Genomic DNA, 14,495 nt, shown 5'->3' on the forward strand with positions numbered 1-14,495 from the left:
CCCTCAGTCCGCCGGTAGCGCCGCCCGGCGCGGCGGCTCGTACGGTAGTGCCGTGCGGTCGGCGGTGTCGAGGGACTGAACGTCCGGCCCGGTCGAGCCCCCATATGTGGCGATCTTGTACTCGACCGCCGTGAGGGAGAGGGTCAGCTCGCGGATCCGGCGGCGGATGGTGTCGCGGTGCTCGATCAGCAGGTCGAGCCGCTCGGGTGTGGTGTGCTGCCCGGCGTCGACGAGCGAGATGTAGTGCTGCAGGTCGCGCATCGGCATGCCGGACAGCCGCATCCGGGTGAGGAACACCAGGCGCCGCACCGCCTGGGCGTCGTAGACGCGATGACCGTTGCCGTCGCGGGCCACCTCGACCAGCCCGGCCCGCTCGTAGTAGCGCAGCGTGTGGGGCGAGATGTCGAGCAGGTCGGCGACCTCGGCGATCGTCATCGACTCGGGCACGTCGGCCAGGTCGGTGAGGCGGTGGATCGCCTCGACCGACAGCGGGCCGTCGTCCCCGAGCATTTCGAGCGCCCTGGTCATCAGTTCGTCGGTGGCCATGACAACCAGCTTAAATCGGCCGTACTGAGGCCGGGACGCCCTCGAAGTCGGCGCTGCGGGAGGTCTCGGCCCACCGCTCGACCTCGTCCAGGCCACGCCGGTACGCGCCCGAGATGCGCTCGACCGCCTCGCGCCCGAGCGGCAACCGCAGCGGCACCTCGTCACTGTGCGCGAGGGACACGATGATCTCGGCCGCCCGCGCCGGGTCGCCTTCCTGGCGGCCGTCGGCCCCCGCCATGTCCGCGCGAACGTTGGCCAGCAGGTCACGGTAGGTCTCGGATTCCTCGACGAACTCCAGCACGTCGTTGGCGTGGAAGTCGGTCCTGAACCGGCTGGGCTCGACGATCATCACCCGGATCCCGAGCGGTGCGACCTCCCCGGCCAGGGCTTCGGACCAGCCTTCGAGGGCGAACTTCGACGCGGAGTACGCCGACACGCCGGGGAAGGACATCCGCCCACCCTGGCTGCTCATCTGCACGATCGTGCCGGTGCCCCGCGCGTGCATCGCGGGCAACGCCGCGCGGACGAGCGCGGCCGGGCCGAACAGGTGCAGGTCCATCAGCTCACGCAGTTGCGCGTCGCCGATCTCCTCGACCGCGCCGACCATGCCCCGGCCCGCGTTGTTGACGAGTACGTCGAGCTGCCCGAAGTGGTCGAGGGTGTCGCGTACGAGGTCCGCGGCGGCGGTGGTGTCCCGGACGTCGAACGTCGCGATCAGGCAGTCGTCCGGGTAGGCGGCCTTCAGGTCGGCCACGCTCTCGGGCCGGCGTACCGCCGCCACCACGTGGTCGCCCGCCGCGAGCGCCGCCTCCGCGAGTGCGCGGCCGAGGCCGCGGGACGCGCCGGTGATGATCCAGGTCTGTGTCTGTGTCTGTGTCGTCATGTCGGCGACGCTATGGCTTCGAGCGCGCTCGAACGCAAACCCGCTTCGAGCGCGCTCGAACGCAAACCCGCTTCGAGCGCGAACCCGCTTTGAACGAGAACGCGCTCGGGCGCGAGCGCGAGCGCGCTGCAGGTCAGCACTCGATGACGTTGACCGCGAGGCCGCCGCGTGAGGTCTCCTTGTACTTGTCCAGCATGTCCCGGCCCGTGTCACGCATGGTCTTGATGGCCCGGTCCAGGGCGACGAAGTGCTGGCCGTCGCCGCGCAGGGCGATGCGGGCCGCGGCGATGGCCTTGATGGAGGCCACCGCGTTGCGCTCGATGCACGGGATCTGGACCAGGCCGCCGACCGGGTCGCAGGTCAGGCCCAGGTTGTGCTCGATGCCGATCTCCGCCGCGTTCTCCACCTGTTCGGGCGTGCCGCCCATGACCTCCGTGAGGCCCGCGGCGGCCATGGAGCAGGCCGAGCCGACCTCGCCCTGGCAGCCGACCTCGGCGCCCGAGATCGAGGCGTTCTCCTTGAACAGGACGCCGATGGCCGCCGCGGTGAGGAAGAAGCGGACGATGCCGTCGTCGTCGGCGTGCGGAATGAAGCGGGAGTAGTAGGTCAGTACGGCGGGGATGATGCCGGCGGCGCCGTTCGTGGGGGCGGTGACGATGCGGCCGCCCGCGGCGTTCTCCTCGTTGACCGCCAGCGCGAACAGCGACACCCAGTCCATGGCGTGCAGCGGGTCGGTCTTCGGCGACTCGGTCTGCAGGCGGCGGTGGAGGCGGTTCGCGCGGCGCTTGACCTTGAGGCCGCCCGGCAGCACGCCCTCCTTGGCGATGCCGCGCTCGACGCACTCGCACATGACCTGCCACAGATGCAGGATCTGCGCGCGGATCTCGGCGGCGGAGCGGCCGAACGCCTGCTCGTTCTCCAGCATCAGCGCGGAGATGGACAGCCCGGTGTTGGAGCAGTGCTTGAGCAGTTCGTCCCCGGTCGTGAAGGGGTAGGGCAGAACGGTGTCGTCGGGCTTGATGCGGTCGGCGCCCGTGGCCTGCTCGTCCACCACGAAGCCGCCGCCGACCGAGAAGTAGACCTTCTCGCGCAGTTTCTCGCCCGATTCGGAGAAGGCGGTGAAGCGCATGCCGTTCGGGTGTTCGGGCAGGGAGATCTTGCGCTCGAAGACGAGGTCCTCGCCTACGACGAAGGGGATCTCGTGCGCGCCGTAGAGCCGGACCGTGCCGGACTCGCGCATCGCGGCCAGGCGCCCGTCGATGGAGTCCACGTCGACCAGCTCGGGCTTCTCGCCCGACAGCCCCAGCAGAACGGCCTTGTCGCTGCCGTGGCCCTTGCCGGTCAGGCCGAGCGAGCCGTACAGGATCGCCTCGACGCGGGCCGTACGCGCGAGCAGGTCGTCGTCATGCAGACCACGGGCGAATTTGTGCGCGGCGGCCATGGGACCGCCGGTGTGCGAGCTCGACGGGCCGATGCCGATCTTGAACAGGTCGAAGACGCTGATCGCCATTGATGGGCGCCCTTCAGAAAGGCCGGGGCCCGGCAGGACCCCGGCGGGTGGGTCAGGACTCGCCTGAGGTGAGCGCCGAATACTCCTCGGCGGTGAGCAGGTCCTCGGGGTCGCCTTCCACGCGCACGCGGAACATCCAGCCATCGCCGTAGGAGTCGCTGTTGGCCAGCGACGGATCGTCCACGACGGCCTGGTTGACCTCGACGATCTCGCCGCCGACAGGGGTGTAGATCTCGCTGACCGACTTGGTCGACTCGACCTCACCTACGGAGTCGCCCGCCTCGACGGTCGAGCCGACCTCCGGAAGCTGCACGAAGACGACATCACCCAGCGCCTCGGCCGCGTAGGCCGTGATGCCGATGGTCACGGTGATGCCGTCGTCGAGCCCGGCCACCCACTCGTGCTCCTTGGTGTAGCTCAGCTCGTCTGGGATGTTGCTCACTTGTTCCTCCTGTAAAAGGGCAGCTCAATGAGGTCCATAGGTTCATGGCTGCCCCGGATGTCCACGGCCAGACCTGCGTCGGCCCCATTGTCGACGTAGGCCATGGCGATGGGCTTACCCAGGGTCTGGGAGGGCGCCCCGCTGGTGACCTCGCCGACGACGGCGCCGTCCTTGGTCACCGGGTATCCGTGGCGCGGCACCCGGCGACCCCGCGCGACCAGTCCGACGAGCCGGCGCCGCGGCGGCGTGTCCTTGACCGCCTCCAGCGCCGACCTGCCGACGAAGTCGCCCGGCTTGTCGAATTTCACCACTCTGCCCAGCCCCGCGTCGAACGGGGTCAGCTCGACGCCGAGCTCGTTGCCGTACAGCGGCATGCCCGCTTCGAGCCTGAGCGTGTCACGGCTGGACAGACCCGCCGCCCGGAGCTCGTACGGCCGCCCTGCCTCGGTCAGCGCGTGCCAGAGCGGCACGGCGTCCTGGTTGGCCACGAACAGCTCGAACCCGTCCTCGCCCGTGTAGCCGGTGCGCGCGATGAGCGCCTGCCGCCCGTCGACCAGCCCGGGCAGGCCCGCGTAGTACTTCAGCCCGGCGAGGTCGGCGTCGGTGAGCGTGACGAGGATCTCCTGCGCGCGCGGTCCCTGTACGGCGATCAGCGCGTACTGCTCCGAGCGATCCTCGACCACCGCGTTGTACGACTTGGCACGATTTTTCAGCTCTTCCCCGACTTTTTCATAGTTGGAGGCGTTAGCCACCACCATGAATTCCTCGTCCCCGAGCCGGTAGACGATCAGGTCGTCCAGCACCCCACCACGCTCGTTCACGATCATGGTGTAGCGGGCCCGGCCGGGCGCGAGCGCCGACAGGTGTCCGACCAGCGCGTAGTCGAGCGCCTGGCCCGCCTGAGGCCCGGTCACGAAGATCTCGCCCATGTGGGAGAGGTCGAACAGCCCGGCCGCCTGGCGGACGGCGTTGTGCTCGGCGGACTCGCTGCCGTAGCGGAGTGGCATCAGCCACCCGGCGAAATCAGTCAATGTCGCGCCGAGGCTCTCGTGGATCTCTCGGAGCGGTGTAGGACGTGACATATGCGCACCTCAGGGCAGGATCGGATGCCAGACATCCTCCCCCTCTGTCATGGGTGCCTGAGAGCTTCGCCCGTAATTTGCCGGACTTTCACCTTCGGCGAGGCCGCCAGGCCTGCTTTCCAGAGGACACCTCGTCCGTGCGGTCCTTTGCCTTGAGAGGTTCGCGGGGAGGGCTTGCTCCTTCAGGGGACCTGGCCGGATGCCAGGACACTCTCCCGCACGGTTTCGTCGGTGATGTCGGCAAGCCTAGTGCTGTTATGGGGGAGTTGTCGCGTGCGGATCCGGCCGCTTGGGGACAAAAGCACTGCGCCGGGGTGCGGCTCAGCAGGCGGCGACGAGCGTCTCGAACAGCGCGCAGTCCTTCGCCGCCTCCGGATGCCACTGCACGGCGATGGCGAACGCACGGGAGTCCAGCTCCACCGCCTCGATCGTGCCGTCGTCCGCGACGGCGGACACGGTGAGGCCGGGCCCGAGCCGGTCGACGGCCTGGTGGTGGTAGTGCGGCACGGCCACCGGCTCGGGGCCGAGCGCCTTGCCGACGCGGGTCCCCGCGACGGGCCGGACGGGCAGGTGGCCGAACTCGCCGGGTGCGGGGGAGTGTCCGATGTGTCCCACCACGTCGGGCAGATGCTGGTGCAGGGTCCCGCCGAGTGCGACGTTGAGCACCTGCATGCCCCGACATATCCCGAGATAGGGCAGGTCGGCCTCAAGAGCCGCCTCGATCACCGCGAACTCCGCCGTGTCCCGAAATTTCCGAATGTAGCCGGTCTGCTCGTGCGGCTCCTGGCCGTACCGCTCGGGCGAGACGTCACCACCACCGGCCAGGATCAACCCGTCCAGCCGCGCCACCAGCCGCGCGGGCGACCCGGCGGGGGGCAGGATCACCGGCTGCCCGCCGGCCCGGACCACCTGCTCCACATACATGTACGGCAGCAGGGCGACCGGCATCTCCCACACGGTGTAGCGGGCAGGCTCGACATAGGACGTGATCCCGATGACGGGTCGCTCCACGACTTCCCTTCCTACAGAGGCGTGACGTACGCGCCCGAGATGCCCCCGTCGACCAGGAACTCCGAGCCTGTGATGAAGGAGGCGTCGTCGCTGGCCAGGAACGCCACCGCCGCCGCGATCTCGGACGCCTCGGCGAAGCGCCCCACCGGCACGTGCACCAGGCGGCGCGCGGCCCGCTCGGGGTCCTTCGCGAACAGCTCCTGCAGCAGCGGCGTGTTGACCGGCCCCGGGCACAGCGCGTTCACCCGGATCCCCTCGCGCGCGAACTGGACGCCGAGCTCGCGCGACATTGCGAGCACCCCGCCCTTGGAGGCCGTGTAGGAGATCTGCGACGTCGCCGAGCCCATCACCGCCACGAACGACGCGGTGTTGATGATCGAGCCCTTGCCCTGCCGCTGCATGTACGGGATCGCGTGCTTGCAGCAGAGGTAGACGCTCGTCAGGTTCACCTCCTGCACCCGGCGCCACGCCTCGATGCCGGTCTCCAGGATCGAGTCGTCCTCGGGCGGCGAGATGCCCGCGTTGTTGAAGGCGATGTCGACGGAGCCGTAGGTGTCGAACGCCGTCCGGAACATCCGCACGACGTCCTCCTCGCTGGTCACGTCGACCTTGACGAAGAGGCCGCCCACCTCGGAGGCGGCCTTGGTGCCCGCCTCCTCGTCGATGTCGGCGCAGACCACCTTGGCGCCCTCTTCGGCGAACCGCCGCGCGGTGGCCAGGCCGATGCCGCCGCCCGCCCCGGTGATCACGGCGACGCGGTTGTGCAAACGCTGCATGTGTGTCACTCCGTTGAGATGAAGACGTTCTTGGTCTCGGTGAACGCCATGAGGGCGTCCGGGCCCAGCTCCCGGCCGAGGCCGGACTCCTTGAATCCGCCGAACGGCGTCCAGTGGCGGACCGAGGAGTGCGAGTTCACCGACAGCGCGCCCGCCTCCACGGCCCGCGCGACGCGCAGCGCGCGGCCGACGTCGCGGGTCCAGATGGAGCCGCTCAGGCCGTACGGCGTGTCGTTGGCGATCCGCACCGCCTCCGCCTCGTCCGCGAACGGCACCACCGACACCACCGGCCCGAAGATCTCCTCGGTGAACGCCCGGTCGGTGAGCGCCGGCGTCAGGACCGTCGGCGGGAACCAGAACCCCTTGCCCTGCGGGCAGTCGCCCTGCGAGTACGGCGGGCCGTCGATGAAGCCACGCACCCGTTCCAGATGTTCGGCGCTGATCAGGGGGCCCATCTCGGTGCTCTCGTCGAGCGGGTCGCCGACTCTGACGTTCTGTACGGCCGGCAGCAGCAGCTCCAGGAACGCGTCGTAGACCTCCGCCTGCACCAGGACCCTGGACCGGGCGCAGCAGTCCTGGCCGGAGTTATCGAAGACCGCATACGGCGCTGTTTTCGCCGCTTTTTCCAGATCCGAGTCCGCAAACACGATATTTGCGGACTTGCCGCCCAGTTCGAGGGTTATCCGCTTTACCTGGGTTGCCGCCTTGGCGGCGATCTCCTTGCCCACCTCGGTCGAGCCGGTGAACACGATCTTGGCCACCCGCGGATGCTCGACCAGGCGGGCCCCCGCGACCTCCCCTGCCCCAGGCAGCACCTGGAGCACCCCCTCGGGGAGGCCCGCGGCGAGGGCCAGCTCGGCCAGCCTCAGCGCGGTCAGCGGGGTCCATTCGGCGGGCTTGACGATCACCGTGTTGCCCGCGGCAAGGGCCGGGGCGACGCCCCAGCTCATGATGAGCATCGGGAAGTTCCAAGGCACGATCACGCCCACCACGCCCAGCGGCTCCTGGAAGGTGATGTCCACGCCGCCGGGCACCGGGATCTGCTTGCCGTGGTTGCGCTCGGGGGCGGCGGCGTAGAAGTGCAGCACGTCGCGTACCGCGCCCGCCTCCCAGCGGGCGTTGCCGATCGGGTGGCCGGAGTTCGTGAGCTCCAGCAGGGCCAGCTCCTCCCGGTGCTCGTCCACCAGGTCGGCGAAGCGGCGCAGCAGCCGCGCCCGGTCTCCGGGCGCCACGTCGCGCCAGCCCTCATAGGCCCGCCTGGCACGCTCCACGGCCCGGTCGACCTCGGCCGCGTCGGCCATCTCCACGTCGGCGAGGACTTCCTCCGTCGCCGGATTGACGATCTGCATCCTGCTCACATCCGCTCGAAACCCCGGAACAGCTCCCAGTCCGTGACAGCCGCGTCGAAGGCGGCCAGCTCGATCCGGGCGTTGTTCGCATAGTGCGCCACCACGTCGTCGCCGAACGTCTCACGCGCCAGCTTCGACCCCTCGAACAGCGCCAGCGCGTCCCGCAACGTGTGGGGCACGGTCTCGGCGCCGGAGTCGTAGGCATTGCCCCCGAACGCGTCCTCCAGCGGCAACTCCTCGTCGATGCCGCGCAGCCCGGCCGCGATCAGCGCCGACACCGCGAGGTAGGGGTTCACGTCGCCGCCCGGCACCCGGTTCTCGATGCGCAGCGATTCCCCGTGGCCCACGAGCCGGAGCGAGCAGGTGCGGTTGTCCACGCCCCACTTGACGGCCGTGGGGGCGAAGCTGCCGGGGACGTAGCGCTTGTAGGAGTTGATGTTCGGGGCGTAGAAGAGGGTGAGCTCGCGCATGTGGGCCAGCTGCCCGGCGATGAAGCGGGCGCCGAGCTCGGACAGCCCGTGGGGGCCGTCGCCCGCCATCACCGGGTCGCCGTCCACGCTCCGCAACGAGATGTGGATGTGGCAGGAGTTGCCCTCGCGCTGGTTCGGCTTGGCCATGAAGGTGATCGACTTGCCCTCCTGAGCCGCGATCTCCTTGGCGCCGTTCTTGTAGATGGAATGGTTGTCGCAGGTCTTCAGCGCCTCGTCGTAGCGGAAGGCGATCTCGTGCTGGCCCAGGTTGCACTCGCCCTTGGCGGACTCGACGTACAGACCGGCTCCCTCCATCTCCCGCCTTATCCGGCGAAGGAGGGGTTCGATGCGGGCCGTACCGAGGAGGGAGTAGTCGACGTTGTAGAGGTTCGCGGGGGACATGTCGCGGTACGCGCGCTTCCACGCGTCCTCGTAGCTGTCCTCGTACACCACGAACTCCAGCTCGGTGCCCACGAAGGCGGCCAGGCCGCGGTCGGCGAGCCGGGCGAGCTGCGCGCGCAGGATCTGCCGCGGCGAGGCGGTCACGTCGTCGCCGTTCTCCCAGGTCAGGTCCGCCATGAGCATGACGGTCCCCTCCTGCCACGGAACCCACCGCAACGTGGAAATATCGGGCTTCATCACGAAATCGCCGTAGCCGCGGTCCCACGACGACATCGCATAGCCGTCGACCGTGTTCATGTCCACGTCCACGGCGAGCAGGTAGTTGCAGCCCTCCGAGCCGTGTCCCAGCACCTCGTTCAGGAAGTAACGCGCCGACAGGCGCTTGCCCTGCAGCCTGCCCTGCATGTCGGCGAGCGCGAGCAGCACGGTGTCGACCCGTCCGGCGGCCACCTCGTCACGCAGTTCGTCGATGGACAGCGGTCCGGGCTGTGGAAGACCTCGCTCGCTCACGGAAGTTCGCTCGCTTTCCCGCTAATTGGGCTACTGTTAGACCATTGATGTGCATACGGGGATCGCTTGTCAAGACCTGAGGACACGTTGGACGACTCGGCGCGGTTGATGACGGTGTTACGGCCGGTCAGGGCAGGAAACGCCTTCGAGGAGACGGTAGAACGGCTGCTCCAGGCGATCAAGCTCGGCGTGGTCGCGCCCGGCCGGAAACTGCCGCCGGAGCGCGAGCTGGCCGTCCAGCTCGGCATCAGCCGGGTGACGCTGCGGGAGGCGATCCGGGCGCTCCAGGACGCGGGCTACCTCGACGTACGGCGCGGCCGCTACGGCGGCGCGTTCGTCACCTACGCCCCGCCCCCTCCGGAGAGCGGTGACCTGCGCAGGGTCGTGGCCGACATGGGCACGGCCGACCTCACCGACGCGCTGACCTTCCGCATGGCGGTCGAATGCGGTGCGGCGGCGGTGCTGGCGGCGGCCACCCTGACCGACGACCAGCGCGCTCTCCTGCGCGGCCGGCTCGCGGCGCTCAACAAGGCGGGCATCGAGGACTACCGGCGGCTGGACACGGCCTTCCACCTCTCGATCGCCGAGCTGACCGGCTCCGCCCTGCTCGCCACCGCCTGCGCCGACGCCCGCCTGCGGGTCAGCGACCTGCTCAACGCCATCCCCATGCTCCAGGTGAACCTCGACCACTCCGCCCGCCAGCACGAGGCGATCGTGGCGGCCATCCTGGCGGGCGACCCTGAAGGGGCCCGCCGGGCGGTGGCGGAACATCTGGAGGGCACGGCGGCGCTGCTGCGCGCGTTCCTGTCCTGAGTCCGTTTCCCACCCCAGATGGTCAAGGGAGGACGATTGGCCTCGTAGCATCGTTTTCAAGGTCATGGGGAACTGGTTCGAGCTGAGCATTGTCGACACAGGACGGCTGCCGCTGTTCTGTTTCTTCGTCGCGCTCATCGGCGCCTTCGTGGCCACCCGCGTCAACGTGCGGCTGATCAGGGCGAAGGTCGGGTGGTTCCGCAACGTCAACGTGGGCGAGATGCACATCCACCATGTGGTGTTCGGGGTCGTGCTCATGCTGATCGGCGGGGTCACCGGGCTGATCGTGTCCTCGGCGTCGCAGGTGGCCTACGCCGCGGCGGCCGCCGTCTTCGGCATCGGGTCGGCGCTGGTGCTGGACGAGTTCGCGCTGATCCTGCACCTGCACGACGTGTACTGGGAGGAAGAGGGCCGCACCTCGGTCGACGCGGTGTTCATCGCGGTCGCGATGACGGGGCTGCTGCTCACCGGGCTCCGGCCGCTGTCCTTCGACTACGGGACCCCGGTCAATCCGGGTGCGCTGCTCGTGGCGAACATGCTGCTCGCCGTGATCACCCTGCTGAAGGGGAAGATCTGGACCGGGATCGTGGGCCTGTTCGTGCCCGTGCTGCTGCTGGTGAGCGCCGTGCGGCTGGCCAGGCCGGGGTCACCGTGGGCCCACCTGTTCTACCAGAAGCGGCGGTCACGGAAGCTGGCCACGGCCGCGCACCGGGAGGAACGGTGGCGCCGGCCGGTGATCAGGGCCAAGATCGCCGTCCAGGAGTTCGTCTCGGGGCGGCACGACCTGCCCTCCACCCGGCGCGGACGCCGGCAGATCTAACCCGCGCTGTAGACGGGTTCGTCCCAGTCGATGTGGTGCTCGTAGATCCAGCGGCTCGGGTCGTTGCCGGTGCGGGCCATCTGTTTCATGGCGAGGCTTATGATCAGGTCGCGGGGCACCCGGGCGACGGGACTGAGTGTCTTCCAGCCGCTGGTGCGATTGCCCTGCGCGACGACGCGTTCCACGCGCTCGCGCCGTAGCCGCTCGTAGGCGGCGAACGCGGTGGCGATGTCCGGGCTGTCCCGCAGGCACTTGGCCAGCACGACGGTGTCCTCGATGGCCATGGCCGCGCCCTGCCCGATCGAGGGGGCGGTCGCGTGGGCCGCGTCGCCGATGATGATCATCCGGTCGTCGTGCCACTTCGGCACGGTCGGCACGTCGTAGGTGCTCCAGCCCGCGAAGATCTCGCCGGTCGCCGCGATGATGTCCGCGGCGGGTCCGCGGTCGTGCCGGAACAGGTCGATCAGCCGGGACCGCCACTGCTCGGGGGGTGATCGCGGCCAGCTCGGCGGGGGTGGGCTCGGTAGCCTGAGCCGGATTCGCCGCCCACCACACCTCGCCGCTCGGATGCGTCGTGTGGGTGAAGAAGCAGCGCTTGCCGAAGATCGCGTTCATCGTGCCCGGCTCGCAGCCGGTGGAGACGTCGCGGGCGTAGCCGCCGGTGTTGAGCAGCCCGGCGTAGCGCGCGTCCGGGGCGTCCGGGTCGATGATCTCGCGGGTACGTGACCGCAGACCGTCCGCGCCGACCAGCAGATCACCGCGGACCAGTGTGCCGTCGGCGAACCTCGCCAGCACCCCGTCGCCGGTGCTCTCGGCGTCGACGAGCCGCTTGTCGTACTCGACGCGCACGCCGGATCGGACGGCCAGCTCGCGGGCGGTCGACGCGGGCGCCTTCGACTATCCGGCGGAGACCGCCGAGCCGGAGCGGCGTTTCGACTACTCCTTCGGCCTCGCCCGGATCCTGGACGGCGTGGACACGCTCATCCGTCAGCGCGGCGGCGCCGGGGCGAGCTAGAGCATGGGCAACCCCAGGTGCGGTGGCCCTGGGGCGGGCTAGAGCGCGATGGCCGAGCGGAGGGCCAGGCCCGCGCCCAGCAGCATCACCATGCCGGCCGTGCCCAGCGGCGCCAGGGCGGACAGCCGGGCGGCCAGGCCCCGTCCCCGTGAGGCGCGGCGTTCGAGGCGGTCGACGAGCTTGACCAGCAGCAGGCCCGTCACGGTAAGCGTCGCCGCCATGCCGATGCCGTACGCGGTGACCAGCGCCACCCCGAACCAGGTACGACCCAGCCCGATCGCCCCCAGCAGCACGATGAGCGCCGACGGGCTCGGCACCAGCCCGCCCGCCACCCCCATCCCCAGCAGCCCGGCCCGCGTCGAGCGCTCGCGCCCATGCCCGTGACCGTGCCCATGGCCATGGCCATGGCCATGCCCGTGACCGTGACCGTGACCGTGACCGTGGCCATGTCCGTGCCCGTGATCGGTGGTGCGGCGGGTGGACAGGAGCAGGCGCAGGCCGATGAAGGCGATCAGCAGGCCGCTGGCCACCCCCAGCCACCCCAGCACCGACTCCCCGGCGAGCGCCGTGAACGCGCTCAGCAGCAGCCCCACCACCAGCACCCCGACCGTGTGCGTGGCCGTCACCGTGGCCCCCACGACCAGGGCGTCACGCGGCCGTCCGCGCCGCCCGGCCAGGTACGCGGCCATGATCGTCTTGCCGTGCCCGGGGATCAGCGCGTGCCCGGCCCCGAGGAGCATGGCCAGCGCCACAGCCAGCAGCCCGAGCGGCACGGTCAGCGAGTCGGCGCCGACCAGGCCGGTGAAAGTCCGGTCCAGCGCCGCCAGCGCGTCCCCGATCGGCCCGCCGACGCTGATCGTGCCGAGCCCGGAAGGCGTGCCGCCGGAGCCGGGGGAGCCGCCGGACAGGGCGGAGGCGGCGCCGCCGACGGTGACGGCGGCCGTGCGCTGGTCGAGCGGGTCGGCCAGGAGGTCCTGCGGGTACCTGCGCAGCTCGTCGCTCACGCTGACCGACGGCACGGACGACCGGGTCAGCCGTACCCCGTCACCGACGGCGGTGATCTCGCGCCAGCCGATCCGGTCCTGCTCGAACGCGTCGGTGAAGGACACCGCGCCCGACACCCGGGCCTCGGCGACCAGCCCGCAGGTCAGGCGGCTGGTCTGCAGGCCGCCCTGCCCCGGCGCGTAGGCGAACGCCGAACGCGACACCCGCCACGGCACCGCCGTGCCCCGCACGGTGAGCCGCTGGGCGGCGGCCAGCGCGGCGCAGGTCCTGGCCGCGTACGAGCCGTCCACGCCCGGTTTCGCCTGGAGCGTCGGCAGCTCCGCCGCGTCCACGACCGCCTCGTTCTCCACCCGGTCGGGCCGCAGGCGCAGCCCGTTGTAGTGGTTGACGGTGAAGTTGCCGAGCGGATGCCTGGCCGCCGTCTCCGCCTGCGCCGCGGTCGTGAACAGGATTGACACGCCCATCGACAACAGCAGGCCCACGAGCAGGCCGAGCCGGAGCACCCTCATGAGAACCTCGCCAGTGCGGGCAGGGACGGATCGAAGCCCGGGGGCACGCGCGCGGGCCTGCCGAGCGCGCGCTCGATCCGGGCGCGGTGGTAGCCGAGCAGCGGGTTGCGCCAGCCGGTGGAGGTGGCCTTCTTCGCGTACGGCAGGGCCTCGCGCGGCTTGCCCGCCTTGAACAGCGCCCAGCCGAGCGCGTCGGCGGCGACGAGGTTGGGGCTGCGCGCGTACTCGGCCCTGGCATGCCGTACGGCCAGCGCCGGGTCGCCGTGATCGGCCTCGAACTCGGCCCAGGTGAGGTCGTCCCGCACCCCGGCGGCCCGCAGCAGCCTCCGCTGGGCCTCCAGCAGGGTCCAGTCCGGTTTCAGCCCCGCCTTGATCCGGGTCTCGCCCTGCTCGATCAGGTACTGGGACAGCGGCAGCCGCTCGACCACCCGCTGATAGAGATCGAGGGCCTCGGCCGTCCGCCCGCCGAGCGCCGCGACCCTGGCCTGTCCGGCGAGCGCGGGGGTGTAGGCGGGGTAGGCCTGGAGCGCCTTGGCGTACCAGCCGCCGGCCGCGGCCAGGTCGCCCGCATGCAGGGCCAGCTCGCCCAGGTAGTAGCGGGTGTAGGCGACGTCGGCCGGGGTGTAGGCGTCGTTCTGGGCGTACTCCAGGAACTTGCGGGCCCCCGTCCGGTCGCCCCGCAGCTCGGCCGAGTAGGAGGCGCGGGCGAACGACGCCACGCCGGGACGCAGCCCCATCATCCTGTCCACGGCCTTCGAGGCGCCGCTCAGGTCGCCGAGCTGCGTCTTCGCGTCGGCCAGTACTCCGTGCGCCGCCGCGCTGTAGGGGTTGGCGCCGATGGCCCGCCGCGCCAGCCGTACCGCGTCGGCGAACTCGTGGCGGCCGGCGGCGAGCGCCGCCTGGCCGGTCAGGACCGCGTCGTCTGCGGGGTTCAGCCTGGCGGCGGTGGCCAGGGCGCCTTGGGCCTTGGTGTAGTACGACGGGTCGCCGGTGACCCTGGCCTGGTCGACGTACTCCAGGCCGAGCTGGGCCCAGCCGCGGTAGTCGCCGGGCAGGCGCTTCAGGCGGGCCTGCAGCGTCTCCGTGAAGGTCGCGGCCTGCGTGGTTCCAGTAGAGGTCGCCGGCGGGGCGTAGACGGCGTAGGCCGTGACGGCCAGCGCGCCGGCCACGACGAGGCCACCGGCAAGGGCGAGGGATCGCATCCAAGGCTCCGGAGATCGGAAGGGGTCGGCGCGGACGGGTCGAGGGCCGGCCGGCCCTGACGGGGGACAAGGCCGGCCGGCCGTGGTCGCGGCGGGAGTTTGGGAGACGGGCCCGCCGCGGAGGGGACCGGCCGGCCCGGAGAGGAGGCC

The 14,495-nt window shown here is 70.7% G+C and carries 16 protein-coding genes and 2 riboswitches; of the genes, 3 read left to right on the plus strand and 13 right to left on the minus strand.

What is annotated here, in order from left to right:
- Window positions 1-3: 3 nt before the first annotated feature.
- From LDL49_RS08775 to LDL49_RS08820, 10 genes are all read right to left on the minus strand, one after another.
- Window positions 4-546 carry a MerR family transcriptional regulator gene (locus LDL49_RS08775; protein WP_225290440.1) on the minus strand — a complete coding sequence of 181 codons (543 nt, stop codon included), beginning with the start codon at window positions 544-546 and terminating at the stop codon, window positions 4-6.
- Between the two features lie 10 nt (window positions 547-556).
- Complete coding sequence (locus tag LDL49_RS08780; protein ID WP_225290441.1) at window positions 557-1,429, minus strand: SDR family NAD(P)-dependent oxidoreductase; 873 nt, start codon at window positions 1,427-1,429, stop codon at window positions 557-559.
- Window positions 1,426-1,569 carry a hypothetical protein gene (locus tag LDL49_RS08785; RefSeq protein WP_225290442.1) on the minus strand — a complete coding sequence of 48 codons (144 nt, stop codon included), beginning with the start codon at window positions 1,567-1,569 and terminating at the stop codon, window positions 1,426-1,428. Before LDL49_RS08785 ends, LDL49_RS08780 begins: the two co-directional genes overlap by 4 nt.
- On the minus strand, window positions 1,563-2,939 hold the full coding sequence (locus tag LDL49_RS08790; RefSeq protein ID WP_225290443.1) for an L-serine ammonia-lyase: 1,377 nt from the start codon (window positions 2,937-2,939) through the stop codon (window positions 1,563-1,565). The genes LDL49_RS08785 and LDL49_RS08790 overlap by 7 nt, the downstream gene beginning before the upstream one ends.
- 52 nt (window positions 2,940-2,991) lie before the next feature.
- Entirely contained in the window at window positions 2,992-3,381 is a 390-nt protein-coding gene (gene gcvH / locus LDL49_RS08795) for a glycine cleavage system protein GcvH (protein ID WP_225290444.1), read from the minus strand.
- A complete protein-coding gene (gene gcvT / locus LDL49_RS08800) occupies window positions 3,378-4,463 on the minus strand; it encodes a glycine cleavage system aminomethyltransferase GcvT (protein ID WP_225290445.1) in 1,086 nt (361 codons plus the stop codon). Before gcvT ends, gcvH begins: the two co-directional genes overlap by 4 nt.
- Window positions 4,464-4,497: 34 nt before the next feature.
- A riboswitch (glycine riboswitch) is annotated at window positions 4,498-4,593 on the minus strand.
- Window positions 4,594-4,691: riboswitch (glycine riboswitch) on the minus strand.
- 93 nt (window positions 4,692-4,784) lie between these two features.
- Complete coding sequence (locus tag LDL49_RS08805; RefSeq protein ID WP_225290446.1) at window positions 4,785-5,474, minus strand: gamma-glutamyl-gamma-aminobutyrate hydrolase family protein; 690 nt, start codon at window positions 5,472-5,474, stop codon at window positions 4,785-4,787.
- 11 nt (window positions 5,475-5,485) lie between these two features.
- On the minus strand, window positions 5,486-6,250 hold the full coding sequence (locus tag LDL49_RS08810; RefSeq protein ID WP_225290447.1) for a 3-oxoacyl-ACP reductase: 765 nt from the start codon (window positions 6,248-6,250) through the stop codon (window positions 5,486-5,488).
- A 5-nt stretch (window positions 6,251-6,255) separates the two neighbouring features.
- Entirely contained in the window at window positions 6,256-7,599 is a 1,344-nt protein-coding gene (locus LDL49_RS08815; RefSeq protein WP_225290448.1) for an aldehyde dehydrogenase family protein, read from the minus strand.
- Window positions 7,600-7,604: 5 nt separating this feature from the next.
- Window positions 7,605-8,981, minus strand: coding sequence for a glutamine synthetase family protein (locus tag LDL49_RS08820; RefSeq protein ID WP_225290449.1), 1,377 nt, complete (start codon window positions 8,979-8,981; stop codon window positions 7,605-7,607).
- Window positions 8,982-9,089: 108 nt separating this feature from the next.
- Between LDL49_RS08820 and LDL49_RS08825 the strand changes: the two genes are divergently transcribed.
- Window positions 9,090-9,794, plus strand: a complete 705-nt coding sequence (locus LDL49_RS08825; protein ID WP_225290599.1) for a FadR/GntR family transcriptional regulator — start codon at window positions 9,090-9,092, stop codon at window positions 9,792-9,794.
- Between the two features lie 64 nt (window positions 9,795-9,858).
- A complete protein-coding gene (locus LDL49_RS08830) occupies window positions 9,859-10,614 on the plus strand; it encodes a hypothetical protein (protein WP_225290450.1) in 756 nt (251 codons plus the stop codon).
- Here the strand turns inward: LDL49_RS08830 and LDL49_RS08835 are convergent.
- Window positions 10,611-10,991 (minus strand): FAD-dependent monooxygenase, encoded by a 381-nt coding sequence (locus LDL49_RS08835; protein WP_308016096.1) that lies wholly within the window; start codon window positions 10,989-10,991, stop codon window positions 10,611-10,613. The genes LDL49_RS08830 and LDL49_RS08835 overlap by 4 nt on opposite strands.
- A gap of 392 nt (window positions 10,992-11,383) precedes the next feature.
- Between LDL49_RS08835 and LDL49_RS08840 the strand changes: the two genes are divergently transcribed.
- The gene (locus tag LDL49_RS08840) at window positions 11,384-11,629 is read left to right on the plus strand and encodes a hypothetical protein (protein WP_225290451.1); all 246 of its coding nucleotides are present in this window, start codon (window positions 11,384-11,386) and stop codon (window positions 11,627-11,629) included.
- A 38-nt stretch (window positions 11,630-11,667) separates the two neighbouring features.
- Here LDL49_RS08840 and LDL49_RS08845 read toward each other — a convergent pair whose 3' ends face one another.
- Window positions 11,668-13,143: a nickel/cobalt transporter gene (locus LDL49_RS08845; RefSeq protein ID WP_225290452.1), complete on the minus strand. Its 1,476-nt coding sequence runs from the start codon at window positions 13,141-13,143 to the stop codon at window positions 11,668-11,670.
- Window positions 13,140-14,345, minus strand: a complete 1,206-nt coding sequence (locus LDL49_RS08850) for a tetratricopeptide repeat protein (RefSeq protein ID WP_225290453.1) — start codon at window positions 14,343-14,345, stop codon at window positions 13,140-13,142. The genes LDL49_RS08845 and LDL49_RS08850 overlap by 4 nt, the downstream gene beginning before the upstream one ends.
- Window positions 14,346-14,495 lie beyond the last annotated feature (150 nt).

The organism is Nonomuraea aurantiaca (genome assembly GCF_020215705.1).
Lineage (GTDB): Bacteria > Actinomycetota > Actinomycetes > Streptosporangiales > Streptosporangiaceae > Nonomuraea > Nonomuraea aurantiaca.